The sequence below is a fragment of the Micromonospora sp. RV43 genome, from assembly GCF_001029515.1.
Lineage (GTDB): Bacteria > Actinomycetota > Actinomycetes > Mycobacteriales > Micromonosporaceae > Micromonospora > Micromonospora aurantiaca.
Window position 1 is genome coordinate 25,277 of the sequence record NZ_LEKG01000026.1, and the last position, 25,628, is coordinate 50,904.

The window sequence follows — 25,628 nt, forward strand, 5'->3', positions numbered from 1 at the left end:
CCGGCCCGGCCTGACCGCCCAGTCTCCACCGGGCTCGTTACGCCGACGTTACGCCTTCCCCGGCCGGCCGTCCCGCCGTGTCCGGCCGGGCGGGACGCGCGCTGCGCCGCCCCGGTCTCCCGCGACCTGTCGGATTCGGCCCGGACGGCTGGGGGAAGATAAACGCATGCCCACCCTGCGTCTCGCCCTGTGCCAGGTCAACCCGACGGTAGGCGACCTCGCCGGAAACGCCGGCCTGGTCCGCTCGTGGACCCGTCAGGCCGCCGACGCCGGCGCCCAGCTCGTCCTGTTCCCCGAGCTGATGCTCACCGGTTACCCCGTCGAGGACCTGGTGTTCCGCCGCTCGTTCGTGGCCGCGTCCCGCGCCGCGCTGCACCGGCTCGCCGCCGACCTGGCCGCCGACGGCCTCGGTGACCTGCCGGTCCTGGTCGGCTACCTGGACGCGGACGGCCCTCCCCAGGTCAGCTCGGACGCGGAACCGGGCCGGGGCGCCCGCAACGCGGCGGCGGTGCTGCACCGGGGCGAGGTGGTGGCCACCTACTTCAAGCACCATCTGCCCAACTACGGCGTCTTCGACGAGGACCGCTACTTCGTCTCCGGTGACACGCTGACAGTGGTGCGCGTCGGCGGGGTGGACGTGGCGCTGACCATCTGCGAGGACCTGTGGCAGGCCGGCGGGCCGTTCGCGGTGGCCCGGGAGGCGGGCGTCGGGCTGGTGCTGAGCATCAACGGCTCGCCGTACGAGCTGAACAAGGACGACGTGCGGCTGCCGCTGGTGCGCCGGCGCGCCGCCGAGGCCGGGGCCGCCATCGCGTACGTGAACATGGTCGGCGGCCAGGACGAGCTGGTCTACGACGGCGACTCGATGGTCGTCGCCGCGAACGGCACGCTGCTGACCCGGGCGCCGCAGTTCGTCGAGCACCTGCTGGTGCACGACCTGGAACTGCCGGCGGCGACCGGGGCGCCGGGCGGGACCGTCGCGCCGGCCGACGGGATGCGGGTGGCCCGCCACGAGATCCCGGCGATCCCGGCCGCGCCGTCCGGTCCGGCTGCGGACGGCGGGATCATCGAGCCGGTCGCCGACGAGGCCGAGGTGTGGCACGCGCTGGTGCTGGGCCTGCGCGACTACATCGACAAGAACCGCTTCCCCTCGGTGGTGCTGGGCCTGTCCGGTGGCATCGACTCGGCGGTGGCGGCGGCCATCGCGGTGGACGCCGTGGGCCCGGAGCGGGTCGTCGGCGTCTCGATGCCCAGCCAGCACTCCTCCGAGCACTCCCGCACCGATGCCGAGGACCTGGCGAAGCGCACCGGCTTGGACTACCGGGTCGAGCCGATCCAGCCGATGGTGGACACGTTCCTGGCGAACATGTCGCTGTCCGGGGTGGCGGTGGAGAACCTCCAGGCCCGGGTCCGCGGCGTGATCCTGATGGCGCTGTCGAACCAGGAGGGCCACCTGGTGCTCACCACCGGCAACAAGAGCGAGCTGGCGGTGGGCTACTCGACGCTCTACGGCGACTCGGTGGGCGGATACAACCCGGTCAAGGACGTCTGGAAGACGCTCGTGTGGCGGCTGGCGAAGTGGCGCAACACGGACGCGGTGCGGCGCGGGCAGACGCCGCCGATCCCGGAGAACTCGATTGGCAAGCCGCCGTCGGCCGAGCTGAGCCCCGGCCAGCTCGACAGCGACACGCTGCCCGACTACGACGTGCTCGACCCGATCCTGATCGGCTACGTCGACGGCGACCTGGGCCGCGACGGCCTGGTCGAGTCCGGCCACGACCCGGCCGTGGTGGACAAGGTGCTGCGGATGGTGGATACCGCCGAGTACAAGCGACGGCAGTCCGCGCCCGGCACCAAGATCTCCATGAAGGCGTTCGGGCGGGACCGGCGGCTGCCGATCACCAACCGGTGGCGCGAGGACGGCTGACCGCTCCCCCGGCCGGGGAGTGACATCCTCCACTCCGACCTGCCCGCGGCCCGCCGCCCGGTGCGACGATCGCGGGGAACCCGGGGACCGCGTGCGCGGCCTCGAGGAAGGAGATTGTCATGGTGGAGTCCACCCCGGCCGAGGTGACCGCCCTCTACGGCGGGCCGGCCACCCGGCGGGTACGCACCCGCGACCTGATCGCCGCCAAGGAGCGCGGCGAGCGGTGGGCGATGCTGACCTCGTACGACCAGTACACGGCCTCGATCTTCGACCAGGCGGGGATCCCGGTGCTGCTGGTCGGCGACTCGGCGGCGAACAACGTCTTCGGCTACGAGACCACGCTGCCGGTGACCGCCGAGGAGCTGCTGCCGCTGGTGCGTGCCGTGGTACGGGCCACGAAGCACTCGCTGATCGTCGGTGACCTGCCGTTCGGCTCGTACGAGGAGGGACCGGCGCAGGCGCTGCGCACCGCTGTGCGGTTCATGAAGGAGGGTGGCTGCCACGCGGTGAAGCTGGAGGGCGGGCGACGCTGCGCCGCCCAGATCGAGGCGATCACGGGCGCCGGCATCCCGGTGATGGCGCACATCGGCTTCACCCCGCAGAGCGAGCACACGCTCGGCGGCTACCGGGTGCAGGGCCGGGGCGAGGCCGCCGAGGAGGTGCTCGCCGACGCGCGGGCGGTGGCCGAGGCGGGCGCGTTCGCGGTGGTGCTGGAGATGGTGCCGGGTGAGGTGGCCAAGCGGGTCACCGCCGAGCTGCCCATCCCCACCGTCGGTATCGGGGCCGGCCCGGACACCGACGGGCAGGTGCTGGTCTGGCAGGACATGGCCGGGTTGCGGACCGGCCGGGCGCCGCGCTTCGTGAAGCGGTACGCCGACCTGGCGGGCGCGCTCACCGACGCCACCCGCCGGTTCGCCGACGAGGTACGCGGCGGCGAGTTCCCCGCGGCCGAGCACACCTTCTGAGGTGTAAGGAAGGGCCCCTTCTTAACGCCTGGCGTAGAGAAGGGGCCCCTTTTTAACACGCGCCGCCGCGACGGCGGCGCGACGCGTCAGAGGTCGGTGACCCGGATGCCGGCGTGCGCCTTGTAGCGCTTGTTGATCGCGATCAGGTTGGCGGTGAACGCCTCGATCTGGTGGGCGTTGCGCAGCCGCCCGGCGTAGATGCCCCGCATGCCGGGGATCCGCGCGGCCAGCGCGCCGACCACGCCCGCCAGTTCCCGGTCCTCGGTGCAGATCAGCACGTCCAGATCGATCCGGTCGATCTCCGGGTCGGCCAGCAGCGGCGCGCTGACGTGGTTGAACGCGGCGCAGACCCGGGACTCGGGCAGCAGTGCGGCGGCCTGCTGAACGGCGCTGCCCTCGGCGACGGTGAGCGCGTACGGGCCCTGCTTGTCGAAGCCGAGCGGGTTGACGCAGTCCACCACGATCTTGCCGGCCAGCGGTCCGGCGAGCGCGGCGACTGTGGCCGCGTGCCCGTCCCACGGCACCGCCACGATCACCACGTCGCTGCGCCGGGCGACGTCCTCGTTGTCGCCGCCGGAGACGACGGCACTCTCCGGTACGTAGGGCAGGGCGGCGATCTCGGCGGCGGCCTGGGTGGCCCGCTCGGCGGTGCGGGAGCCGATCAGCACGGTCTGCCCGGCCCGGGCGAACCGGTAGGCGAGACCCCGTCCCTGGTCGCCGGTGCCACCGATGATGCCGACGGTCAGCCCGGAGACGTCGGGCAGCGTGGTCGCGTCGTAAGCCATGCGCTCATCCTCGCAAAGCGGGGCCGCGAGCGGTGCATCCCGATGCTGTGACAATCGCCGCGCTGGTCACGCCCGTTCGAAGGCGACCCGGCGCTGGACCGGGTCGGCGGCGGTGAGGCGTACCCGGACGCGTTCGCCCAGCGGCAGCTCACCGGTGCAGCGGGCGCGCACCGGCGGCTCGTCGAGCGCGATCGTGCCGCCGGGCGGACGGCCGGGACGGCCGTTACCCGCCGGACGCGGTTCGTCCACGTCGAGCACCGCCGCCTCGAACGTCTCCCCCACCCGGTGCGCGAGCAGCACCGCCTCGGCCAGTTCCACAACGCCGCGGGTGGCGGCGCCCGCGGTGCGATCGGTCGCGGCCATCACCTCGGGCAGCTTCGGCAGCGCGGCCCGGACCTGCTCGGGCACCTCGCGGCCCTCGTGCAGCGCCAGGCAGACCTCGGTGGCGTAGCGGTCGGCGAGGCGGCGCAGCGGCGCCGTGACGTGCGCGTACGCGGCCGCCACCCCGCCGTGCTCGGGCTGCTCGGGCAGGTCACCGTCGAACGCGGTGTACGCGGCGCCGCGCATCAGCTCGGCGGCCTGGTCGACGAAGGCGGCCACCCGGGGGTGGGAGGTGTCCAGCCCGTCGAGCACCTGACCCACGGGTGTGCCGTCCGGCCAGGGCACACCGAGCGGGCCGGCGGCGAGCCGCAGCCGTTCGACCGCCTCCGGGCGGGGGCGCGGCATGGTGCGCAGCAGCCCGATCCGGCCGGCCAACATGATGTCGGCCGCGGCCATCCCGGTCAGCAGCGAGATCTGCGCGTTGTGCTCCTCCATCGGGCCGGGGCCGCGCAGCACCAGCCGCCACCCGTCGCCGTCGGGCTCGACGTCCTGCTCGGGCAGCGGCAGGTTGATCGCGCCCCGGCTCAGGCCCCGCGCGGTGAGCAGCGCCCCGATCTCGGGCAGCAGGGCGATCGGCTCGGGCAGCCGGCCGGCGTCGGCGTCGCGCTGCACGCCGCCGTAGTCGAGCTTGGCCCGGCTGCGCACCAGCGCCCGCTCCAGCGTGACCGCGGCGGTGCCGCCGTCGGCGTCCAGGTCGACGGTCCAGAGCACGGCGGCCCGGTCGACGTCGGGCAGCAGGCTGGCCGCCCCCTCGCTGAGCGTGTGCGGGTGCAGCGGCACGTTGCCGTCGGGCAGGTAGACCGTCTGCCCGCGGCGCCACGTCTCGGCCTCCAGGTCACCGCCGAGGCGTACGTGGGTCAGGACGTCCGCGATCGCGTACCGGACGCGGTAGCCGCCGCCGGGACGGCGGGTGAGGTGCATGGCCTGGTCGAGGTCGCGCGAGGTCGCCGGGTCGACGGTGACGAACGGGATGTCGGTCCGGTCGGCGACTGCGGGCGGCGGCGCGGCGGCCGCCAGGTCGGCCTCGCGCTGCGCCGCGGCCGGGAAGCCCTCGGGCAGTCCCAGCTCGCGGCGCAGCGCGCCGAAGTCGATACGGGGCGCCAGTACGCGTCGGATCACCACGCGGTCAATCCTGACAGCGCCCCGCACGTTCCGCTCCCCGGGAGGGAGCGGTGTCCGCGGCGTCAGGCGCGGCGGGCCGGCGCCTTACGTGCGGTGGTGCTCTTGGCTGCGGTGCTCTTGCGGGCCGGCGCCTTCTTCGCGGCGGTGGTCTTCTTCGCCGTCGTGGTGGTCTTGCGCGCGGTGGTGGTCTTGCGGGCGGGCGCCTTCTTCGCCGCCGCCTTGCGCGCCGTGGGACGCGTCGAGGCTGTGGTCTTCTTCGCCGCTGTGGTCTTCTTGGCGGCGGTCGTCTTCTTCGCCGCCGAGGTGACCTTCCGCGCGCCGGTGGTCTTCTTGGCCGCCGTCGTCGTCTTCTTCGCCGCCGTCGTCTTGCGGGCCGGCGCCTTCTTCGCGGTCGCGGTGGTCCGGGGCGTCGCGGTGGTCCGGGGCGTCGTGGTCTTCCGGGCCGCTGTGGTCTTCTTCGCCGCCGTCTTCTTGGCCGCTGTGGTCTTCGTCGCGGTCGCCTTCTTCGCCGTGGTCTTCTTCGCCGGCGCGGTCTTGGCGGTGGCCCGGCCGGCCGGCGCCGTACGAGCGGCGGTCTTCTTCGCCGTCGTCCTGCTGGTGGTGGCCTTGGTGGCCGGCGCCTTACGAGCCGCCGACACGACCTTCCTGGCGGCCGCCTTCTTGGCCGCCGCCTTCTTCGCCGGTGTCCGTCCGGCGCCGGCGCCCGAGGCGTTCGGCGACGCCTTGGTGACCGTCGTCGTCCTGCCCGCGGCGGTCCTCTTCGCGGTCGTCCGTTTCGCGGCCGGGCGGGTGGCCTGCTGTGCTTCGGCCATCTCGGTTCCCTTTCCTGGGGACGTGCTCTCGCCCTCGCGGAGCACGGATCACCTCGACGCGGGCCCTCCCGCGCCGTCTAGCGGCCCTCCCCGGCCCAACGGGCGTCCTCGGCGTCCCACGCGTCGTTACGCTCCCGCACTGTCTGCAGGGCGTTGTCCGCGTCGGCGGCTGAGGCGTACGGTCCGAGAACGTGCTTGGCGGGGCACACGTCGGCATCGGTCTCGACCCGGTGGTGTCGCGTGCACCAGTAGTAGTGCCCACCACTTCCGTCGTCGCTCATGCGATCACTGTGCACCGGGAACCGCCCGGCCGCCACCGGAACGGCACAAATAGTCACGTCCTTCTCCACATTAGACCTGGTCGGGGCGGTTGCGGCGGGGAACGGCGGAAGACCCCGGACATGCCCGCCCTCGTCCGAACGGGGTGTGGCTGCTGTTCGCGTATCCCTTCCCGAACCTCGCCGTGGTCGGCGGCGTGGCGCTCATCGCGCTCGCGGTGGCGCTGCGGCCGCGTTTCGGCCGGCTCGACCGGAACCTGGACGTGCTCACCGAACGGGAGGCGCCGGAGCTGCACGCCCTGGTCCGGGAGGTGGCCACGGCGGTACGCAACGCGGTACGCGGCGGCCACGGGCCGGGCACCTGGCGGGTGGAGACGGGACGCGCGCTGGACGCCGCCGCCGAGCGGCTGTCGCTGGAACGCCAGCTCACCGTCCGGGAGGACACCTCGCTGTTCGCCACGCACCCGCCGAGCGGCCTGCGGCACCGGATGCTCGGCGCGAGGCCCTGGCAGGACCCGGCGGTGACGCTCACCGAGGCGCGCGCCGCGCGGCTCGACGCCGAACTGGCCGGGCACTACGAGCGGGCCGGCCGGGCGCTGAGCTGGAACGCCTGACGCTCAGGCGGGTGCCGGGACGGGCTCCGGACCGGGTACGGCGGCGGGCGCCGGGCGGGCCGCCGCGATCGCGTACGCCAGGGCGTAGGGCGTGCAGGCCAGATGGAACATCGGCTCGACGAGCACCCGGTCGGTGATGAGGAACCGTTCCCACCCGGTCGGCCGGGGCAGCCCGAACGACGAGTCGGTCCAGCAGGTGAACAGCCAGAGCGGCGCGGAGATCCGGTCCACCGCGTCCGGCGGCAGGCCGTCCGCCACCGGCGCGGTGGCCGGGATCGAGGTAACCACCGCGAGCACCACCGCCGCGTCGGCCGCCACCAGCGCGCCGAGCAGCCCGGCCGACCACGCGAGCCGGACCCGGCCCCGGCGGGCCAGCGCCCCGGCGGTCCAGAGCGCCGCCGTCAGCAGCGCCAGCCAGAGCAGCAGCCCGGGCACCGTCTCCCACACCCGGCTCTCACCTCGCGCGGCGAGCAGCGCGAGCGTCGCGGTCACCGTCGCGGCGATCGGCAGCACCACGCCGAGCGCGGTGGGCAGCGCCCCCACGCGTACGGTCCGGCGTGCGGCCCGGGTGACTCCGAGCGCGAGCGCCGTACCGAGCAGCGCGGTGAGCGCCGACCAGGTCGGCAGCTGCGCGGCTGCGGCCCACGGCACGCGCATCTCCAGCCACCCGTGGGTCAGGGCCATCACCGCGCCGGCGAGCACGAGCACCGCGACGCAGGCCGGCGGCGCGAGCAGCAACACCCCTGCGGTACGCCCCAGCCGCCGCGACCCGGCCCGCCCGGTCAGTGGTGTGGCCGCCCGGCGGGCCGCCAGGCTCGCGGCGAACCGGAGCATCCCCCAGCGGCGGCCGGTGCGGGCCAGCTCGTGCAGTTCGGCGGCCCACTCCCGGGCCAGGTCGGCACGCAGCTCCGCCGGCCACCGGCGTACCGCGACCCGCAGCAGCAGCGCCGCCACCCGCCGGGTCACCACGCCGGCGCCCCGGCCGGGTCCGCGCCGCCGGCACGTTCGGAGGGTACGAGGGCACGCAGCTCGGCCAGCGCCAGCCGGGCCGACCGGATGCCCTCGCCGGTGAGGCGGTAGTAGCGGCGGGCCGGGCGGCCGGCGGTCACCGGGTCGACGTCCTCCCAGTCGGCGGCGAGCCAGCCCGCCGCCTGGAGACGGTGCAGCACCGGGTAGAGCGTCCCGCTGGGCAGGCCGGTGAGCCGCATCAGGTCGAGGCCGTAACGCGGCGCCTCGGGCTCGGCGAGCAGCGCCGAGAGCACCTTCGCCACCGGGATGGTCAGTCGCACAGCGGCACTCTATCGGAACTCTACATAGGGCGGGCGCACCCGAGGTAGCAGGACGAACGGTGATCGACAATGGGACGGTGTGTCCCCTTCGGCGGAACCGGTGGCCGGTCCGGCAGGGCCCGCTCAGGTGGATCACCGGTGGCCCGGGTGCATCGCGCGACTCCATATGCGAGCCTCGACGGACGAATCCGCTGTCGCGCTTCCAGCGGACAGCGACCCGAGCTGGGGAGAGAAAATCGTGGGCAACCTTGACATCGCGCTGAAGAACGCGATGAACATCGACGGCGCGATCGGGGCCGCGCTCGTCGACTACACAAGTGGCATGACCCTCGGCGTCGCCGGCGGCACCGGCGAGATCGACCTGACGGTCGCCGCCGCCGGCAACACCGACGTCGTACGCGCCAAGCTGCGCACCATCGAGATGCTCAAGCTCGACGACGAGATCGAGGACATCCTGATCACGCTCGGCAGCCAGTACCACCTGATCCGCCCGCTGAGCAACCGCACCGGCAAGGGCCTGTTCCTCTACCTGATGGTGAGCAAGAGCCGGGCCAACCTCGCGATGGCGCGGCACCAACTGCGCACGATCGAGGAGAGCCTGGAACTGTGAGCCGGGTGGACGACCTCCCCCGCCGTACGCGCGCCCAAGCCGGCACCCTGCCGCCACCACGGGCGCTTCCACAGTCGCTGGCCGGCAACCCGGCGCTGCCGTACCCGGCCATCGCCCAGGAACTCTCCGCGCTGCGGCTGCAGATCCCCGGCGTGCACGGCTGCGTCCTCGGCGGCGTCGACGGCCTGCTCGTCACGCACAACCTGCAGAACGGCGCCGACCCGGACGACCTGGCCGCGCTCGCCGCCACCACGTACGGACTCGGCCGCCAGGTCGGGTTCCGGCTCGGACAGGGCGACTTCCAGCAGTCCACGGTGCGCAACGCGGGCGGCTACCTCAGCGTGTACGCGATCAACGGAGAGGCGCTGCTCGCCGTGGTCGGCACGGACACCATCAACGTGGCGCGGCTGCACCTGCACGCCCCGACCACCGCGGCCCGGCTCGCCGAACTGCTCGACGGCGTCAGCCCGGCCACGTCCTGACGTACGCCGGTCGTCCCGGTCCCACCCGTCCGGACCGGAGGCGGCCGGCGTACCCCCGAGTTCTGTCGTTCGTGTGGCGCGGCGGTCGCGCGGCGCGGTCGCGCGCTTGCCGCGGCGGTCGCGGCGCGGCGGTCGCGGCGGCCGCGGCGCGGCGGGTCAGAGGCCGAAGCGGCCGGCCCACGCGGTCACGTCGGCCACCGTGGCGTTGCCGCCGCAGACCACCAGGCCGATCCGGGCGTCGGCGCCCACCCGCTCGACCACCCGGCGGGCGGCAGGCAGCAGGCACCCGGCGGCGGGCTCGGCCCACACCTTGGCGTGCTCGGCCAGCTCCAGCGTGCCCCGCACCGCCTCGGCGTCGGACACCACGAGGACGTCGCTGACCAGCGCGGTCACATGGTCATAGGTGAGCTGCGAGACGCTCGGCGCGCTGAGCGTGGTGACGATCGACGACAGCGGCACCTCGACCGGGCCGCCCTTCGCCAGCGCCTGCGACATCGCCTGCGCGCCCTCGGTCTCGACGCCCCAGATCCGTACCCCCGGCCGCCGCGCCCGCAGCGCCGCCGCCACGCCCGAGATCAGCGCGCCACCGCCGATGCTGACCAGCACGTCGGTCAGCTCACCGGCGTCGTCGGCGAACTCCAGCCCGACAGTGCCCTGCCCGGCCAGCACAATCGGGTCGTCGAACGGGTGCAGCAGCGTGACGCCCTCGTCCCGCAGCCGGTTCATCAGCGCGAACGCGCCGGCCATGTCCTCGGTCAGGCGGACGTCCGCCCCTGCGGCGCGGGCCACCTCGACCGCGCGGGCGGGCGCCGTCCGGGGCATGACCACTGTCGCCGCCACCCCGAGCGCGCCGGCCATCACCGCGACCGCGATGCCGTGGTTGCCACCGCTGACCGCTACCACTCCGGCCGCCCGCTCCGCGTCGTCGAGCGCGAGCAGCTTGGCCGCCGCACCACGGGCCTTGAACGAGCCGGTACGTTGCAGCAGCTCCAGCTTGGCGGTGACCGGTACGCCGAGCAGCTCGGTCAGTCCCGGGCTGGGCACGGTCGGGGTGTGTACGACGACGTCGGCGATCCGGTCGGCGGCCGCCTGGATGTCCGCAAGCTCGATCACCCCCGCAGCGTCCCACACCGGCCCCCGTGCCCCGCGCCGTCCCGCCGCGCGGCGCCCCGCCGCTCCGCCGCCCCGCGCTCCGGCACTCGTCGATCTTGGAGTTGTGGCACCTCGCGAACTGCGCGGAAGGGCCGTTCCGGGCGCCACAACTCCAAGATCGCTGGAGTGGGATGGACCTGTCACGGTCGGCTGGCGGCCACCTCGGCGTCGCTGCGGAGCATGCAGAACTCGTTGCCCTCCGGGTCGGCGAGCACCACCCAGCCGGTGCCGTCAGGCTCACGCCGGTCGGCCACCACCGCCGCGCCCAGCCCGGTCAGCCGGGCCAACTCCTCGTCGCGCGTCCCCTCGACCGGGCGCAGGTCGAGGTGGATGCGGTTCTTGACCTGCTTGGCGTCCGGCACCTCGATGAAGAGCAGGCGGTGCCGCCCGTCCCGCGAGTAGATCATGCACTCCTCGTGGCCGGGCTCGTTCGGATCGTCCGGGTCCTCCCGGTAGTCGAGGACGGCTTCCCACCAGCGGGACAGGGCGTAGGCGTCGGCACAGTCCACGGTGGTGTGGGACACGTAGGAGGTCATCACCGGATCATCGCAAGTCCTGATGGCCCCCGGGCTACCCAGCCGTTCCCGGACCGGCCACCGGCTCCCTAGGTGTCAGCACCGCTCACGGACGCATCCCCGGCAGCCAGTCCGGCGTCGAGCGCGGCCAGGAAGTCCAGCAACTCACGCCGCGCGGCCTCGTCATGCGTGCGGTGGTTCAGGACGTCCGACGCGACGCAACGGGAGCGGTCCTCGACCACCTCGATCAGCTCGATGAGTTGAAGCCGAGCCTCGATCACCGCGGCCGAGCCCACCTGGCGACACCATTCCTCGATCAGGTCGGGGTCCGTGGAGACGGCATCGATCCCGCAGCATCCGACAACGCACTCGACCTCGCAGAAGGCGATGCACGTACGCAGGGGCGACGGCACATCGACCGATACGTCCGCCATCGCCTCTCCTCCCCTGAGCCCGCCGCGACAGTGACGGGTGGCCGATGCTAGCGCCACGACCGCCTGGCACTCCTGCGAATTCGGCGGCCACTCCGGAGCCAGAGTCTCGCGATCGTCGAGGAGGTTGCCGGGGTGGACACCGCGTGGAGCGCTACGTCTCCCTCGTCAACCGCCCGCTTCCGCTGTCAGTCGTCGAACTCGAACCCGCGCGCTTCGGCGTTGTTGACCAGCCGCCGCATACGTTCGCCGCCGGTGGCTACCACCTTCATCAAGGCCTCCAGCTCTTGCAGCGCGCCTCGATCGGTGCCGTAGGCGCAGAACATGCCGGCCTCAGGGTCGTAGGCGAATCGACCTTCGAGCGTCGGGGCCTCGGTGCTGACAAGAACCTCCGCGACGCCTGCCCAGAAGTACCCGTTGGGCTCGTGACCAAGCTCCCCGATCACACTGTCGACTGGAGTGGTCCCGGCATCCAGCAGCAGCGAATACTGTCCGGGAGTGGTCTCGATCAGTCTGAGCAAGGTCATCTTCGATGCCTGACAGTGGTCGGTGCTCGTGGCAAGATCCGAAGTCTCCGTCACGCGCTCAGTTCCGCTCCTCCATTCGATCCGGCGGGACTGTCCGGTATGACGACCGACCACGGCAGCGGGGGCGACGTGAGCAGCGACGTAACCACAGTGCTGTGGCGCCCCCTGGGACAGCAGGAACTTGACCTCGTCCGCGAGGCAGGGGGGCGCAGGTGGCCGCCACTCTCGCCGGAGCAAACTCACTTCTTCCCGATGCTCGACGAGGCTTTCGCGGTCAGGGCTGCGCAGAACTGGAACCTGTTCGGACCCGTGCGCTACGTGGCCCGCTTCCACGTCGAGACGGGCTTCCTGGGCCGCTACTCGACACGGTCCTTCGGTGGATCCGCCGCTCCGATGCTGTGGGTTGCAGCCGACGAACTCGACGAGTTCAACGCGCACATCGTGGGTTCGATCGAGGTCATCCACGAGTTCCGATAGCGGGTGACCGGTACAGACGGCGGCCATCGGAGGATCCCGACGACGTGCGGCCGGTTTGGCTGGACGACGCCGCGCGGAGGCAGCACCGCCGGGACGACGGGCGACGTCGGCACAGCGAGAGCTTGCTGACCAACGACGACCGTCGACGTTACTAGAACCAGCTCAGAACCTTGATCAAAGCTCTGGACTGGTGGGCGACGGACGAGTCGACCTGTACGCCGGATTAAGATCATCGCACCCCCGTTGACCAGGGGCGGAGCCTGGCGAAGGCCGCTGTAGGCCGTCGCTAGGCCGTCAGAGCCACCTCGAAGCCATCATCGAGCCGCCGACGGCCGGACCTCGGCGGGGTCGACGTCCCACCGGAGAGCGCTGCCGAACGGGTGATCGCCGACGACCGTCACCGGGTAGACGTGACCGTAGGCCCGCTCACCTCGGTGCCGCATCGAGTGGTCGCCCTCCTCCCAGCCGACCCCGAGGACGGTGCAGCCGGAAACCTCGATCGGGACGACACGCAGCGGATGGTTTGCGGCGGAACGAACGAAGTTGTCGAAGTCCCGGTCGACCCACGAATCCAAGGCGACGGCGTCGCCCAGGACCATGCCGCATCGATCGGCCGGCAGGTCACCGAGCAGCCGGCTGGACGTATCTCCGCCGAGCCGAACCTCAAGCATCGTGATGGCCGGCGCGCCGAACCACGGAGACGGCTGGGTAGCCGCCAGCACGGGGAGACGACGCCCGGGGTCGACAGGTACGGCGACCGCTTCGAACAGCCATTCGTGGATGTGACCACCACCGGTGGCAGCGACAGCCCTTGCGCGATCGGAGAGCCGCTCTGCGACGTCCGGCCAGATGTAGTCGAGGTGACTGACCGTCGCGAGAACCAGCACACCGGATGGGGCCGCGATGGCGCCCAACTCAACGAGTTCCACCCGGATGAGTCTGGGCCCGGGGTAGGCCGCTGTCACGGACGCGTTTCCCCAGCAGCCGAGCCGAACAGGCTGTCGATCGCGTTCCGGGTGCGTTCCTCGCTGGCGGCATCAGATGGGTGTAGACCCGGAGCGTGAAGCCGGGGTCGGAGTGCCCGAGGTAGGAGGCGAGGGCCTTGATGCTCTCCCCCGCGTCGAGCAGCGCCGAGGCGTAGAAGTGGCGAAGCGCGTGCATCCCGGTCGCCCGGGTCGGGACGATGCCGGCCGCTTCCACCGCTGGACGCCAGCTCTTGCCGTCGAAGGTGGCCCGCTTGATCGCACCTCGTCGGGTGGTGGTGAAGATCAGAGGCACCGTCGCCCTCTCGTCGCTGAACGGGTCCTCCCAGGGCAGGGTGATCAAGGCACCGCGCCGCGCGGTGCGGGGCGGCAAGCCCGGCCGGCGGCAAGCCGCCCCGGCCGCCTACGGCGCCGGGGCGGTGAGCCACCGACAGCCGCCGGGACACCGCCCCACGGGTCGGAGATCTCAGCTCAGCGCGAGTTCGTCCGGGAAGCGCTCGTGTAGCGCGGCAACCGCATGCTTCAGGCAGTAGTCGAGGCTGTGACCGTCGACCCTGATCGAGGCACCAGCGAGCCGCTGACCCGAGATCACCACGGTCCAGGGCTTGCGCTCCCGCTCGCCATCAATCTTGACCAGCCCGACCAGACCCATCTCCCCCAGGTGCTCCAGCAGCTCCGGCACGCACTCATCCCACCGCATCCACGAATGGGACCACCAGAGGCCGCTACGGAAGCCAGCGGGTCGGCCTGGTCGTGCGTCATGGCTTCCGGCTGCCGCGCCAGTCCAACCCCGGGACTGGCTTGCCACCGAGTCACCGGGTCGCGGCGCCATCTCCACCGCCAGGAGGTGCCCGCCCCTCCCCCACAGCCGCCGGCTCGACTCCCGAGACCATCGAGCCCAGGCCGGGAGATGGCCACGACGTCACAGCGACCGGACCGAAGCCGAGGCCAGCTGAGCCAGCACTCAGGCCGTCTCCAGGCCGTCCCAGGCCGTGGCCAGGCCGTCAAACGCCACCCAACGATGACCAAGGTCAACCAACGGCACCAGACAAAGAACCAGCCCAGAGCCTTGATCAGGTCTCTGAGCTGGTGGGCGACGGACGAGTCGACCTGTACGCCGGATTCTGTGCCCGGCACGCCCGTAGGCGCACCGGCGGCGGCCATCCATCTCGGCCTGCCGTTGCCGGCAGGCTCCAGCGGCCTACCCGCAGACATCGGGCGGGCAGCCCTCAAGCGTCTGCGCGGGTCGTCATCTTGCGGTGACGGCCCTTTCTTGGCCTTGCTCCGGGTGGGGTTTACCGAGCCACCCCGGTCACCCGGGGTGCTGGTGGGCTCTTACCCCACCGTTTCACCCTTACCGTCCCGTTACGGGCCGGCGGTCTGTTTTCTGTGGCACTGTCCCGCGGGTCACCCCGGGTTGCCGTTAGCAACCACCCTGCCCTGTGGAGTCCGGACGTTCCTCGGCGACGGGCCGGAGCCCGTCGACGCGACCGCCCGGTCGACTCGTCCGTCGCGCCCTCATCCTAACGACGGACCCGCCGCGCCCATTTCCACCCCGCCCACCATCTCGTCCGCCACTTCGGGGAGGTGGCGGCATCAACCGGCCCGGGATACCGCCACTTCCCCGAACTGGCGCGATGCGCGCCCGAACGGGCGCGGTGCGCGTCCGAACTGGCGCGGTGCGCGTCCGAACTGGCGCGGTGCGCGTCCGAACTGGCGCGGTGCGCGTCCGAACTGGCGCGGTGCGCGCTCGCCGCCCGACCGACTAGCCTCGGGGGACCATGGATCTCTCCGACGCAGCGCTCCTGCTCGCCGCCGGTCTCGCCGCGGGCACTGTGAACGCGGTGGCCGGTGGTGGCTCACTGATCACGTTCCCGGCGATGATCGCCACCGGCCTGCCGCCGGTGGCGGCCAACGTCTCGAACTCGGTGTCGGTCTTCCCCGGGTACGTGGCGAGCGTGGCGGGCAGCCGGGTGGACCTGCCGCGCGGGCGGGAGCTGTGGTCGCTGCTGCCCACCGCCGTCCTCGGTACGATCGCCGGGTGCGCGCTGCTGCTGGCGACTCCGGCGCGCGCGTTCGAGCTGGTGGTGCCGTTCCTCGTGCTGGGCGCGACCGCCGTACTCGCGTTCCAGGGTCCGCTGCGTCGGCTGGTCGGCCATCCGGAACGGTTGGGCGCGCGCCGCCGTACCGTCACGGTCCAGACCATGGTCGCGCTCGGCACTGTGTACGGAGGCTACTTCGGCGCGGCCCTCGGGGTGATGCTGGTGGCCGGGTTGGCGCTGGTGCTGGACGCGACGCTGGCCCGGGTGTCGGCGGTGAAGAATCTGCTCTCGGCAGTGGTGGGGCTGACCACGCTCGTGGTGTTCGCCCTGTTCGGCCCGGTGAACTGGGCGGCCGTCGCGGTGGTCGCGCCGGCCACCCTGTTCGGCGGGTACGCGGGCGCGCGGCTGGCCCGCCGGCTTCCGCAGGTGGTGTTGAAGACGGTGATCGTGGTGTTCGGCACCGCCATCGGGTTCTACCTGCTGTGGCGCGCGCTGACCTGACGCCACCCGGCAAGACCGGACCCGTCAGTAGGCCTCCCCCACCGGCTCCTCCGGTGCGTGCTCGGCGCGGCGGGCGGCCCGGTTCCAGATGACCCGTTCGCCGTAGCCGGCCGCCATCAGGTGCCCGAACGCGAGGTACGCGAGCACGCCGGCGGCGAGCACCCCGAAGCCGACCCAGAACGGCAGCGCGAGGCTGTGTTCGGCCAGCTTGCCGGAGATGATCGGCGCGGGCGCGGCGGCGCCCCAGCGGACCAGGTTGAACGCGCCGGTGGCGACGCGCCGGTCGGCGGAGCCGAGCCCGAGCGCCAGGTCGGTCAGGTTGGCGTTGGCGAGGCCCATGAACAGGCCGGCGACGACGAGGACGACGAGCGACATGGCGGTGCCGGTGGAGGTGGCGAACAGGACCATGCAGACCAGCAGGCCGAGCAGTGCGACGCCGACTGTCTGCACCGCGCCGATGCGGTGGGCCAGCCGGTGCCCGATCAGCAGGATGCCGGCCGCCAGGCCGAGACCCCAGCCGGTGAACGCCAGGCCCAGCGGGATGACGTCGAGGCGCAGAAACAGCGGCGTGTAGCCGAGCACGACGAAGAAGACGAAGTTGTACGCGGCGGTGACCACGCACAGCGTCACGAACGCGGGTCTGCGGTAGGTGGCGAAGATCTGGCCGAGGCGTACCGGCTGTTGCTTGTTCGCCGGTTCGCGCAGCTTGCGGGCGGCGACGCCGAGCGCAAGCACCATGAACACGCCGCAGACGAAGAACGGCAGCCGCCAGCTCACCTCGCCGAGCAGGCCGCCGATCAGCGGGCCGACCGCGAAGCCGAGCCCGAGGGCGGTCTCGAACAGGCCGACCACCCATTCCCTGTCGTTCGCGAGGTTGACCAGCACGACCATGGCGGTGGCGAAGAACATCGCGTTGCCCAGGCCCCAGACGCCGCGCAGCACGGAGAGCTGCACGATGTCGTTGCTGAACGAGGCTCCGATGGCGGCCAGGCCGACGACCGAGACGCCGGTGACGAGCACCGGCTTGAAACCGAACCGCCCGCTGGCGAGCGTCGCCGGGATCATGCCGACGGCCATGACCGCGATGTACGCGGTGAAGAGCAGCTCGACCTGCCAGGCGGTGACGCCGATCGCCTCGCCGATGGCGGGCAGGATCGGGTCGACCACGGCGATGCCGGCGATCGCGAGGAACGCCACGAGCGTGGTGGCGTAGATGGCACTGCGGTTGGGCTCGGATCGGTGATCCACTCCGCAACCTCCCAGATAGCTGTATCGTACAGGTATTTTTCTTGTATCATACAGCTATGAGTGACGACGTCCACGCTCCCGAGGTCACCCTCGGCCGGATCGAAACCGAGGTCGCGTTGCTGATGCGCCTGGGTGAGGCCACCCGCCGGGGCACCGGCACGATGGAGCACCGGCTGCTGGACCGCGCCGCGTACGTGATCCTGCGCCACCTGGACGCGGCCGGCCCGCAGAACGTCTCGGCGCTCGCCGCGCGGCTGAACCTGGACGGCTCCACCGTCACGCGGCAGGTCTCCGCGCTCCAGCGCGACGGGCTGATCTCGCGTACCCCCGACCCGGCCGACGGGCGCGGCACGGTGATCTCCGCGACGGCGGCCGGGCTCCAGCGGATGGCCGCCGTCCGGGCGGCCCGCACCCGGTTGTACGGCGACATCCTCGCCGCCTGGCCCGAGGCGGACCGGGAGACGCTGGCGGACATGTTGCACCGCCTCAACGAGGCGCTCGACGCGCGCAACCGCCGCCGCTGAGGTGTTAGGAGGGGCCCCTTATTATGCAGAATGCGTTAATAAGGGGCCCTTCCTTTCACGCCACCGGCTCCCGCGCGGAGTCTCCGCGGTCGGCGGTCGCCGTCACGCGCGGGTCGCCCTCGTCGGCGAAGTAGTCGTCCGGCGTGGTGCCGTCCGGCCCGTCGGCCACCCTGGCGGCGCGCAGCACCAGCGTGAGCAGCGCGGCCACCACCAGGTTCACCAGCACCGCAACGATGCCCACGTAGATGGTCTTCGGCGTGTCGAGACCGAACTTCTCCAGCGGGAACGCCGATCCGGCGAAGTGCTTCTTTCCGGTCGCCGGGTTGCCGATCTGGTAGAGCATCCACATGCCCAGGCCCATGCCGGCCGCCCAGCCCGCGATCAGCGCGCCCCTGTGGAACCAGCGGGTGTAGAGGCCCAGCGCCACCGCGGGCAGCGTCTGGAGGATGATCACGCCGCCGATGAGCTGGAGGTCGATGGAGAACTGCGGGTCGAGGAAGACGATGCAGGCCACCGCGCCGACCTTCACCACCAGCGAGGTGATCTTCGAGACGTTCGCCTCCTGCGCCGGGGTGGCGTCCCGCTTCAGGTACTCCTTGTAGATGTTGCGGGTGAACAGGTTCGCCGCCGCGATCGACATGATCGCCGCCGGCACCAGCGCGCCGATGCCGATTGCGGCGTACGCGACCCCGGCGAACCAGTCCGGGAACTGCTGGTCGAACAGCAGCGGCACCACAGTGTTGCCGTCGGTCGTACCCTCCTTCGCGCCGGGCAACGGCTTCACGTTCGCCGCGATGGCCATGTAGCCGAGCAGCGCGATCAACCCCAGCAGCAGGCTGTACGCGGGCAGCGCGGACATGTTCCGCTTGATCACGTCGCGGTTCCGGCTGGCCAGCACACCGGTGATGCTGTGCGGGTAGAGGAACAGCGCCAGCGCCGAGCCGAACGCCAGCGTCACGTACTGGATCTGGTTGTTCTGGTTGAGCAGGATGCCGTCGCCGGGCGCGGGTGACGCCTGGAACTTCGCGTCTGCCGCGTCGAAGATGGCGCCCCAGCCGCCGAGCTTGTACGGCAGCCAGATCACCGCGACCAGGATCACGATGTAGATCAGCGAGTCCTTGACGAACGCGATCAGCGCCGGGGCGCGCAGCCCGGACTGGTACGTGTACGCGGCCAGGATGGCGAACGCGATGATGATCGGCAGGTGCCGGGCCAGCGCGCTGTCCCCTGTGACGCCCATGGTCTTGAGCACCGCCTCGATGCCGACCAGTTGCAGCGCGATGTACGGCATGGTGGCGACGATGCCGGTGATCGCGACCAGCAGCGCCAGGATCGGCGAGCCGAACCGGTTGCGGACGAAGTCGGCGGGGGTGACGAATCCGTGCCGGTGCGAGACCGACCAGAGCCGGCACAGCACCAGGAACACCAGCGGGTAGATGACGATCGTGTACGGCACCGCGAAGAAGCCCGCCGCGCCGGCCCCGAAGATCAGCGCCGGGACCGCCACGAACGTGTACGCGGTGTAGAGGTCACCGCCGACCAGGAACCAGGTGATCCAGCCGCCGAAGCTGCGCCCGCCCAGTCCCCACTCGTCCAGGTGGGCCATGTCGGTCGGTCTGCGCCATCGGGCCGCCACGAATCCCATGGCGCTGACCAGCAGGAACAGCAGTGTGAAGACGATGATCTCGGTGAGGTGGTCCCGCCACATCAGCGGTCACCCCGCTTCTTGGTCATCTGGTAGACGAGCGTGGTGGTGCCGACGCCCAGCAGGATCCAGGCCAGTTGCAGCCAGTAGAAACGCGGGAAGCCGAACAGCCGGGGCGAGTCGGCGTTGAACAGTGCCGGGATCAGCGGCACCACGATCGGGATGAAGAGCAACCAGTTCCAGGGACTCTTGTCCTTCGCCCTGGATCGCGCCGTGTCGAGCGCCTCCGGTTCCGGTGCGGACATGTGACACCCCTCCGGGCATTCGTAGCGGGCCATGTGACGGCCGGAGGCTACGACCCTGTGACGGGGGTCACGTCCGATCGGGTGATGTCGATGCGCCGAACGGCCGCCAGCATGCGCCGAGCGGCCGTCAGACGTCCGTGAGGTGCGAGGTGTCGTTGACCGAGCGGACCGCGACGCCGCCGTCCGGGTACAGGTCCAGCACCGAGATGCCGGCCGTGTCCAGGTAGAGCCGGTGCAGGAACGCGTCGCCGGCGGCGAGCGCGTCGCGCAGCACCAGCTTGATCGGCGAGACGTGGGAGACCACCACGACCGTCTCCCCCGGGTACGCCGACCGCAGCCGGTCGACCGCCCGTCCGGTCCGCTCGGCGACTGTCACGAACGACTCGCCCCGCGGCGGCGCGACCCGGGTGGAGGCGAGCCAGGCGTCCAGCTCGGCCGCCCAGCCCTCGCGTACCTCGGCGAACGTGTGCCCCTCCCAGACGCCGAAGTCGCACTCGATCAGGTCGTCGTCGGTGCGTACCGGCGGGTTGCCGACCTGCGCGGCGACCGCCTCGGCGGTGGCCGTACACCTCGACAGCGGGGAACTGACCACTGCGGCGACGGACGGCGCCAGCGCGGCCACCCGGGCGGCGGTGGCCCGGGCCTGGGCCCGGCCGCGCTCGGTGAGCGGCACGTCGCCCCGGCCGGAGTAGCGCTTCTGCACGGTGCGCTCGGTCTCGCCGTGCCGCACCAGGATCAGCCGGGTGGCCTCCTCGGTCGGGCGCGGCTCCCAGGAGGCGGGCATGGTGGCCGGGTCGGTGCCGGTGGCGCGCACGACAGTCGCCTCCCGCGCCTCGGCCGCCGCCGCTGCCGGTGCGGCGCCGGAGGCGGCGGCGTCCATCGCCGCGTTGGCGAGCGCGTCGGCGTGCCGGTTGCGCTCCCGGGGCACCCAGGTGAAACGTACGGCGGCGAACCGGCTGACCAGCCCGGCCGCCTGGGCGGCGAGCGGACGCAGCCCGGGGTGCTTGATCTGCCAGCGGCCGCACATCTGCTCGACCACCAGCTTGGAGTCCATCCGCGCCTCGACCTCGGCCGCGCCCAGCTCGGCGGCGGCCTCCAGCCCGGCGATCAGGCCCCGGTACTCGGCCACGTTGTTCGTCGCCGTACCGATCGCCTCGGACCGTTCGGCCAGCACCTCACCGGTCTCCGGGTCGCGGACCACGGCGCCGTAGCCGGCCGGGCCGGGATTGCCCCGGGAGCCGCCGTCGGCCTCGATCACGACCGCGCGCGCCGCCACGACGGCTACAGTCCCGACTCGTTGGTCCGGACCATGATCCGCCGGCACTCCTCGCAGCGGACCACGTCGTCCGGGTCGGCCTTGCGGATACGGGCCAGGTCGGCGCCGGACAGCTCCAGCCGGCAGCCGCCGCAGCGGCCTCCGGTGAGCAGCGCGGCGCCCATGCCGGTGTCCTCACGGATCTTGTCGTAGAGACCGACCAGGTCCGACGGGAGGTCACCGGCGAGCGGCTGGCGGGAGGTGCGCTTGAACTCCTCCTCCTTGGCGATCTCCGCCAGGGTCTCGTCGCGGCGCTGCTCGGTCGCGGCGCGGCGCTCACGGGCCTCGGCGAGCCGGCTCTCGATGCCGTCGAGCACACCCTGCGCGGTCTCCCGCTGCTCCATCAGCTCCAGCTCGGCGTCCTCCAGGTCGCTCTGCCGGCGGTTCAGCGAGACCAGCTCGTGCTGGATCGCCTCCAGCTCGCGGGCCGGGCCGCTGCCCGAGGCCAGCCGGGCCTCGTCCTTGCTCTTGCGCGCGCGCACCTGGTCGACGTCCTTCTCGATCCGGGCGATGTCCCGGTCCAGGTCGTCGACTGCCACCTGGGCGCGGACCCGCTCGTCCTCCAGCGCGGACAGCTCACGCGCCAGGGCCTCCAGCTCGGCGCGCTCCGGCAGGGTGCGGCGGCGGTGCGCGAGCTGGGCCAGCGCGGTGTCGATCGCCTGGAGGTCGAGCAGGCGGCGCTGCACCTTCGGGTCAGCCTTCACGTCGGGGCTCCTTGTCGTCCGGCCGGGGCGCGGCGGCGTGCACGGTCCACGGGTCGGTGTCCAGGTCGGACACCACGGTCTCGACGTCCAGCTCGGCGGCCAGGTAGGCGGCCAGGTCGTCCAGCCAGGGTCGCTCCGTCGCCCAGTGGGCGGCGTCCAGCAGCGCCGGGCCACCGGCGGCGAGGTGTTCCCCGGCCGGGTGGTGGCGCAGGTCCGCGGTGAGGAACGCGTCCACCCCGGCCGCGGTCGCCTCGGCGAGGAAGCCGTCCCCCGAGCCGCCGCTGACGGCGAGGGTACGAACCATACGCCCGGGATCCCCGGCGGCGCGAACTCCCCAGGCGGTGACCGGGAGCACGGCGGCGGCCAGCCGGGTCAGCTCGGCGAGCGTCATCGGGGTGGGCAGCTCGCCGATGCGGCCGATGCCCCGGCCGGGCCCGGCGGCGGGCGAGCCGGGGCGGGGCGGGTGCAGCGGACGCAGCCCGGTGAGCCCGAACCGGGCGGCGAGCGCGTCGGAGACCCCCGGGTCGGCCACGTCGGCGTTGGTGTGCGCCACGTGCAGCGCGACGTCCGCCTTGATCAACCGGTGCACGATCCGGCCCTTGTACGTGGTGGCGGCCACCGAGGAGACGCCGCGCAGCAGCAGCGGGTGGTGCGCGACGATCATGTCCGCGCCGGCGTCGAGCGCCTCGTCCACGGTCTCCGGGACCACGTCCACCACGCAGGCGACCCGGCGTACCGGGTGGTCGGGCTCGCCCAGCACCAGGCCGACCCGGTCCCACTCCTCGGCCCACGCGGGCGGGTAACGGCGGTCCAGGGCGGCCACCACGTCGGCGACGGTGTGCGGCGATCCGGTTGTGCTCACGGGCGGCCAGCTTACCGGCGTCCGGGCCGGTACACGCCGACCGTCGCCGGGCGCGGCCCCCGGCGTCTGCCGAGGGCCGTGCCCACCGCGCCTCTCAGCCGACCGGGGCGACCGGCCGGTCCGCGCCGCGCAGGGCGGCCAGGCCGGCGTCCCAGGGGAAGGCGTCCGCGCGCCGGTCCCCCGTGCCGGGCGGGTGCAGGCGTACGACGTGGTCGCCGAAGACCATCCGGACGCCCCACTGCACGAGCCGGTCCAGGCTGGCCCGGAACGCCGGGTGCGCGGCCATCGCCTCGTTCGTGTACGGGACGGCAGCGATCGGCACCCCCATCCCCTGCGCCTCGATCAGCAGGCCCAGCGCCAGGGTGTCCGTGATGCCGACCGCCCACTTGTTGATCGTGTTGACGGTGGCCGGGCACACCAGCATGGCGTCGGCCGGGGGCAGCACGTCCGGGTCACCCGGGTTCTTGTAGTGCGTACGGACCGGGTGGCCGGTCTGCCGGGCCAGCTCCGTCCGGTCGACGAACTTCGCGCCGTCCGGCGTGGTGACCACACAGACCGTCCAGTCCTCACGCTGGGCGAGGTCGACCAGCCGGCCGACGTGACGGGCCAGCGGCGAACCGCAGGCGATGACGTAGAGCACCCGCCGGTGCCCGTTGGCGGTCTTCGGACCGCTCATACTCCGACTCCCATGTGCTCAGCCAACTCCGCGATCGGCGGAGGCGGCGCACCACGTGTGCGACGGAGAATCTCGGACATCAATTCGTGCGCTATCGGCCGACACCGGATCTCGGAGGGCGCGAGCCGGTCACCGCGCAGCAGCATGTCCCCGGCGTTGGCGACGTCACCGATCTGGGAGTAGCCGCGGGCCAGGTCGAGCAGGTGGTGCGCGCGCCGCTCCGGCAGCAGCGCGTTGAACGCCGGCTCGGACAGCCGCATGTGGGTCTCCACCGCCCGGCCGCCGTCGCCCAGCTCGACCGCGGCCGCCGCGCGGTGCAGCTCCAGGTTGGTCGGGCCGAAGGAGGTCCAGTAGTGGTTGTGGTCGCCGCCGAGCATGGTGGCCGCCTCGCCCGCGCCGGCCAGCAGGTCGTCCACTGTCGCCGAGTCACCGATCCGGGCGGCCGCCATCGCGCCCTGGAGCAGCAGCATCCCGTACACGGAGAGCCGTTCCGGCCGGACGTCGTTGTCGCCGCCGGGCGCGAGCCGCCCCGCGATGCGGACGTTCAGCTCCAGCGCCGGGCGGGGGCGGCCCATCGCGACGAGCGCGTTGCAGACGCGCGTGGTGGCGATGCCGGCCAGCAGCGGGTCGTCGGCCCGCTGGGCCACCGCCATCGACCGGTCGGCGGCGAGCCAGGCGAGGTCGCACTCGCCGAGCTTGCGCAGCACCGAGGAGGCGATCTGGTAGACCTGCCCGAGCAGGTGGGCGGCCTCGCGTACCTGGTCACCGGCGGCGTAGCCGGCGTCCGCCGCCTGGGCGTCGCGCAGCAGCTTGGGCAGCGCGCGGGTGAGCATGCCGTAGCGGCCGTACTGGTAGGTGAGCCAGGCGTGGTTCACCGCCTTGCGCATGTCGGCCAGCGGCGGGGGGTAGGGCGCCGCGTCGAAGTAGGCGCTCATCGAGTCGTACCGCTCCAGGGCGGTGCGGATCTCCTCCACCTCGACCTGGTCGATGCAGTTGAGCGCGTCGGTACGCCGCTCCGGGTCCTTGCCGTGCAGCAACTGCACGTCGATCTGGAGGATGTCGGCGATCTCGTAGAGCACGGAGAACTTGTCCAGCCGGCGGACGCCGCGCTCCACCTTGTCCACCCAGCTCTTGGACTTGCCGAGCCGGTCGGCGAAGACCTGCTGGGACATCTTGCGGCGGCTCCGCCAGTACGCCACCCGCCGGCCTATGGGCAGTTCGTCCATTCCCGCTCCCTCCCCCTCACGGCGCCGGCCGGTCCCCCCACGTCCCTCAGGCTCGCGCCGATCGCACAGGTTGTGCGTCCACCGTCCAGCCAGTTCTCGTAGTTTTCGTGCAAGTTGCACCGACCGTTAGTCACCTCAACGAGCGTGGGTTACGGCAGTGACGGCTTTCGACGTGTGGCTTGTGGACGGTTCGGCGGGACCAGAGGGGACGACAGACATGTGGAGGAACGTCCGACCGCGCGTCGCTCACCTCTCGCCGCTGGAACGGGTCCGGCTGCGCCGCGTCGCGGTGCGGTACGCGCTGCACGGCTGGCCGGTCACCCCCGGCGCCTGCCTGGCGAACAGCCGCTTCGTCTGCGGGCGGGCCGGCTGTCCCACAGTGGGCTGCCACCCGGCACTGGAGGACTGGGAACACGCCGCCAGCGCCGACCCGGCCCGGGTGGCCACCTGGTGGCGTAACCGCCCGCACGGCATCCTGCTGCCCACCGGCCGCGCCTTCGACGTCCTGGAGGTCGCCGCCCACCTGGGCCGGCAGGTCCTGGAAGCGGTCGCCACCCACCCCGCCGGCTTCGGCGTACGCGGCCCTGCGCTGGTCACCCCGACCGGCCGCTGGATGTTCCTGGTACGCCCCGGCGACCCGCTGCGGCCCGAGCTGGAGCACTGCTTCCACGTGGTACGCCACGGACCCGGCTCGTGGATCCCCGCGCCACCGACCCGGCTGCCCGAGGGGACGGTGCGCTGGGTGGTCGCGCCCGAGCAGGCCCGGTGGCAGCTACCCGACTCGTACCTGGTGCAGAACGCGCTGATCGCCGCGTTACGGGCGGCCGGGGTGACGCTCGGCGCCGACCTGTTCCCCGGTCATCTCCCGCTGCCCCGCCGCGGCCGCTGACCTCCCAGCACCCGGCCGGTGCTTCCGCAACGCGTGCTCCGACGCCGAGCGTTCTCCCTGGTCACAGCGGGTCCGGTGACCCGGACGGGTGGCCGACAGCGACCTCCCCGGCACCGGGCTCGTTGTTCCTGGCGAGGGCGCGTCCGCGCCAGAGCGGGGGTTTGACCATGTCCAGGGACGACGCTGCCCGCCACACCGGCGGTACCGAGCCGGCGCGGCCCCGCCGCCGCCTGCACCCGTGGGCCTTCACGCCGCCGCGCCCCGGCCGGACGACAAGGAGCCCCGACGTGAAGGCTGACCCGAAGGTGCAGCGCCGCCTGCTCGACCTCCAGGCGAGCGGG

General features: G+C 72.5%; 30 protein-coding genes and 1 other RNA gene. 9 read left to right on the forward strand and 22 right to left on the reverse strand.

Annotated features, from left to right (window positions below):
- Positions 1-166 precede the first annotated feature (166 nt).
- A complete protein-coding gene (locus ABD52_RS09250) occupies positions 167-1,927 on the forward strand; it encodes an NAD+ synthase (protein WP_047891538.1) in 1,761 nt (586 codons plus the stop codon).
- 119 nt (positions 1,928-2,046) lie between these two features.
- Positions 2,047-2,892, forward strand: a complete 846-nt coding sequence (gene panB, locus ABD52_RS09255) for a 3-methyl-2-oxobutanoate hydroxymethyltransferase (protein WP_047891539.1) — start codon at positions 2,047-2,049, stop codon at positions 2,890-2,892.
- Positions 2,893-2,978: 86 nt separating this feature from the next.
- On the opposite strand, the gene npdG is transcribed toward panB, so the two are convergent.
- The 4 genes from npdG to ABD52_RS09275 all read right to left on the reverse strand — a co-directional run bounded on the left by npdG (position 2,979) and on the right by ABD52_RS09275 (position 6,273).
- Positions 2,979-3,677: an NADPH-dependent F420 reductase gene (gene npdG / locus ABD52_RS09260; RefSeq protein ID WP_047891540.1), complete on the reverse strand. Its 699-nt coding sequence runs from the start codon at positions 3,675-3,677 to the stop codon at positions 2,979-2,981.
- 66 nt (positions 3,678-3,743) lie between these two features.
- On the reverse strand, positions 3,744-5,180 hold the full coding sequence (locus ABD52_RS09265; protein WP_047891541.1) for an RNB domain-containing ribonuclease: 1,437 nt from the start codon (positions 5,178-5,180) through the stop codon (positions 3,744-3,746).
- 62 nt (positions 5,181-5,242) lie between these two features.
- On the reverse strand, positions 5,243-5,992 hold the full coding sequence (locus ABD52_RS09270) for a histone (protein WP_222947130.1): 750 nt from the start codon (positions 5,990-5,992) through the stop codon (positions 5,243-5,245).
- Between the two features lie 77 nt (positions 5,993-6,069).
- Positions 6,070-6,273, reverse strand: a complete 204-nt coding sequence (locus ABD52_RS09275; RefSeq protein ID WP_030273123.1) for a hypothetical protein — start codon at positions 6,271-6,273, stop codon at positions 6,070-6,072.
- A gap of 143 nt (positions 6,274-6,416) precedes the next feature.
- Between ABD52_RS09275 and ABD52_RS09280 the strand changes: the two genes are divergently transcribed.
- Positions 6,417-6,884 (forward strand): hypothetical protein, encoded by a 468-nt coding sequence (locus tag ABD52_RS09280; protein WP_047891542.1) that lies wholly within the window; start codon positions 6,417-6,419, stop codon positions 6,882-6,884.
- A 3-nt stretch (positions 6,885-6,887) separates the two neighbouring features.
- Here ABD52_RS09280 and ABD52_RS09285 read toward each other — a convergent pair whose 3' ends face one another.
- Both ABD52_RS09285 and ABD52_RS09290 read right to left on the reverse strand, forming a co-directional pair.
- Positions 6,888-7,853 (reverse strand): hypothetical protein, encoded by a 966-nt coding sequence (locus tag ABD52_RS09285; protein WP_235437417.1) that lies wholly within the window; start codon positions 7,851-7,853, stop codon positions 6,888-6,890.
- Positions 7,847-8,173, reverse strand: coding sequence for a PadR family transcriptional regulator (locus ABD52_RS09290; RefSeq protein WP_013287771.1), 327 nt, complete (start codon positions 8,171-8,173; stop codon positions 7,847-7,849). The genes ABD52_RS09285 and ABD52_RS09290 overlap by 7 nt, the downstream gene beginning before the upstream one ends.
- A gap of 238 nt (positions 8,174-8,411) precedes the next feature.
- Between ABD52_RS09290 and ABD52_RS09295 the strand changes: the two genes are divergently transcribed.
- Positions 8,412-8,783, forward strand: a complete 372-nt coding sequence (locus ABD52_RS09295; protein WP_013287772.1) for a hypothetical protein — start codon at positions 8,412-8,414, stop codon at positions 8,781-8,783.
- Positions 8,780-9,265: a roadblock/LC7 domain-containing protein gene (locus tag ABD52_RS09300; RefSeq protein ID WP_030273129.1), complete on the forward strand. Its 486-nt coding sequence runs from the start codon at positions 8,780-8,782 to the stop codon at positions 9,263-9,265. Before ABD52_RS09295 ends, ABD52_RS09300 begins: the two co-directional genes overlap by 4 nt.
- Before the next feature lie 156 nt (positions 9,266-9,421).
- Here the strand turns inward: ABD52_RS09300 and ABD52_RS09305 are convergent, their stop codons facing one another.
- The 4 genes from ABD52_RS09305 to ABD52_RS09320 all read right to left on the reverse strand — a co-directional run bounded on the left by ABD52_RS09305 (position 9,422) and on the right by ABD52_RS09320 (position 11,944).
- The gene (locus ABD52_RS09305) at positions 9,422-10,378 is read right to left on the reverse strand and encodes a threonine/serine dehydratase (protein ID WP_013287774.1); all 957 of its coding nucleotides are present in this window, start codon (positions 10,376-10,378) and stop codon (positions 9,422-9,424) included.
- A gap of 179 nt (positions 10,379-10,557) precedes the next feature.
- Positions 10,558-10,953 carry a VOC family protein gene (locus tag ABD52_RS09310; RefSeq protein ID WP_047891543.1) on the reverse strand — a complete coding sequence of 132 codons (396 nt, stop codon included), beginning with the start codon at positions 10,951-10,953 and terminating at the stop codon, positions 10,558-10,560.
- Between the two features lie 68 nt (positions 10,954-11,021).
- On the reverse strand, positions 11,022-11,366 hold the full coding sequence (locus ABD52_RS09315; RefSeq protein ID WP_013287776.1) for a DUF6331 family protein: 345 nt from the start codon (positions 11,364-11,366) through the stop codon (positions 11,022-11,024).
- Between the two features lie 185 nt (positions 11,367-11,551).
- Complete coding sequence (locus ABD52_RS09320) at positions 11,552-11,944, reverse strand: immunity 51 family protein (RefSeq protein ID WP_235437418.1); 393 nt, start codon at positions 11,942-11,944, stop codon at positions 11,552-11,554.
- Between the two features lie 45 nt (positions 11,945-11,989).
- On the opposite strand from ABD52_RS09320, the gene ABD52_RS09325 reads away from it, so the two are divergent.
- A complete protein-coding gene (locus ABD52_RS09325) occupies positions 11,990-12,367 on the forward strand; it encodes a hypothetical protein (RefSeq protein ID WP_047891544.1) in 378 nt (125 codons plus the stop codon).
- A gap of 314 nt (positions 12,368-12,681) precedes the next feature.
- Here the strand turns inward: ABD52_RS09325 and ABD52_RS37410 are convergent, their stop codons facing one another.
- From ABD52_RS37410 to rnpB, 4 genes are all read right to left on the reverse strand, one after another.
- A complete protein-coding gene (locus ABD52_RS37410) occupies positions 12,682-13,296 on the reverse strand; it encodes a hypothetical protein (RefSeq protein WP_184975347.1) in 615 nt (204 codons plus the stop codon).
- Positions 13,283-13,645, reverse strand: coding sequence for a tyrosine-type recombinase/integrase (locus tag ABD52_RS09335; protein WP_235437419.1), 363 nt, complete (start codon positions 13,643-13,645; stop codon positions 13,283-13,285). The genes ABD52_RS37410 and ABD52_RS09335 overlap by 14 nt, the downstream gene beginning before the upstream one ends.
- Positions 13,646-13,816: 171 nt before the next feature.
- A complete protein-coding gene (locus tag ABD52_RS09340) occupies positions 13,817-14,032 on the reverse strand; it encodes a hypothetical protein (protein WP_235437420.1) in 216 nt (71 codons plus the stop codon).
- Positions 14,033-14,447: 415 nt separating this feature from the next.
- Positions 14,448-14,856, reverse strand: an RNA gene (gene rnpB, locus ABD52_RS37415) — RNase P RNA component class A.
- A 275-nt stretch (positions 14,857-15,131) separates the two neighbouring features.
- Between rnpB and ABD52_RS09345 the strand changes: the two genes are divergently transcribed.
- A complete protein-coding gene (locus ABD52_RS09345) occupies positions 15,132-15,893 on the forward strand; it encodes a sulfite exporter TauE/SafE family protein (RefSeq protein WP_030273139.1) in 762 nt (253 codons plus the stop codon).
- A gap of 24 nt (positions 15,894-15,917) precedes the next feature.
- Here ABD52_RS09345 and ABD52_RS09350 read toward each other — a convergent pair whose 3' ends face one another.
- Positions 15,918-17,141, reverse strand: a complete 1,224-nt coding sequence (locus ABD52_RS09350) for an MFS transporter (protein ID WP_047891547.1) — start codon at positions 17,139-17,141, stop codon at positions 15,918-15,920.
- A gap of 56 nt (positions 17,142-17,197) precedes the next feature.
- Between ABD52_RS09350 and ABD52_RS09355 the strand changes: the two genes are divergently transcribed.
- The gene (locus tag ABD52_RS09355; protein WP_013287783.1) at positions 17,198-17,665 is read left to right on the forward strand and encodes a MarR family winged helix-turn-helix transcriptional regulator; all 468 of its coding nucleotides are present in this window, start codon (positions 17,198-17,200) and stop codon (positions 17,663-17,665) included.
- A gap of 55 nt (positions 17,666-17,720) precedes the next feature.
- Here ABD52_RS09355 and mctP read toward each other — a convergent pair whose 3' ends face one another.
- The 7 genes from mctP to ABD52_RS09390 form a co-directional block, all read right to left on the reverse strand.
- On the reverse strand, positions 17,721-19,373 hold the full coding sequence (gene mctP, locus ABD52_RS09360) for a monocarboxylate uptake permease MctP (protein ID WP_013475662.1): 1,653 nt from the start codon (positions 19,371-19,373) through the stop codon (positions 17,721-17,723).
- Entirely contained in the window at positions 19,373-19,615 is a 243-nt protein-coding gene (locus ABD52_RS09365; protein ID WP_047891548.1) for a DUF3311 domain-containing protein, read from the reverse strand. Before ABD52_RS09365 ends, mctP begins: the two co-directional genes overlap by 1 nt.
- 127 nt (positions 19,616-19,742) lie before the next feature.
- On the reverse strand, positions 19,743-20,891 hold the full coding sequence (locus ABD52_RS09370) for a bifunctional RNase H/acid phosphatase (protein ID WP_047891549.1): 1,149 nt from the start codon (positions 20,889-20,891) through the stop codon (positions 19,743-19,745).
- A gap of 5 nt (positions 20,892-20,896) precedes the next feature.
- Complete coding sequence (locus ABD52_RS09375) at positions 20,897-21,634, reverse strand: zinc ribbon domain-containing protein (RefSeq protein WP_047891550.1); 738 nt, start codon at positions 21,632-21,634, stop codon at positions 20,897-20,899.
- Positions 21,624-22,496 (reverse strand): Nif3-like dinuclear metal center hexameric protein, encoded by an 873-nt coding sequence (locus tag ABD52_RS09380; protein WP_013287788.1) that lies wholly within the window; start codon positions 22,494-22,496, stop codon positions 21,624-21,626. The genes ABD52_RS09375 and ABD52_RS09380 overlap by 11 nt, the downstream gene beginning before the upstream one ends.
- A 94-nt stretch (positions 22,497-22,590) precedes the next feature.
- Positions 22,591-23,172 carry a flavoprotein gene (locus tag ABD52_RS09385; RefSeq protein WP_047891551.1) on the reverse strand — a complete coding sequence of 194 codons (582 nt, stop codon included), beginning with the start codon at positions 23,170-23,172 and terminating at the stop codon, positions 22,591-22,593.
- A complete protein-coding gene (locus tag ABD52_RS09390) occupies positions 23,169-24,398 on the reverse strand; it encodes a helix-turn-helix domain-containing protein (RefSeq protein ID WP_013287790.1) in 1,230 nt (409 codons plus the stop codon). The genes ABD52_RS09385 and ABD52_RS09390 overlap by 4 nt, the downstream gene beginning before the upstream one ends.
- A 217-nt stretch (positions 24,399-24,615) precedes the next feature.
- Between ABD52_RS09390 and ABD52_RS09395 the strand changes: the two genes are divergently transcribed.
- Positions 24,616-25,287 carry a bifunctional DNA primase/polymerase gene (locus tag ABD52_RS09395; protein ID WP_030273152.1) on the forward strand — a complete coding sequence of 224 codons (672 nt, stop codon included), beginning with the start codon at positions 24,616-24,618 and terminating at the stop codon, positions 25,285-25,287.
- Positions 25,288-25,628: the final 341 nt, after the last annotated feature.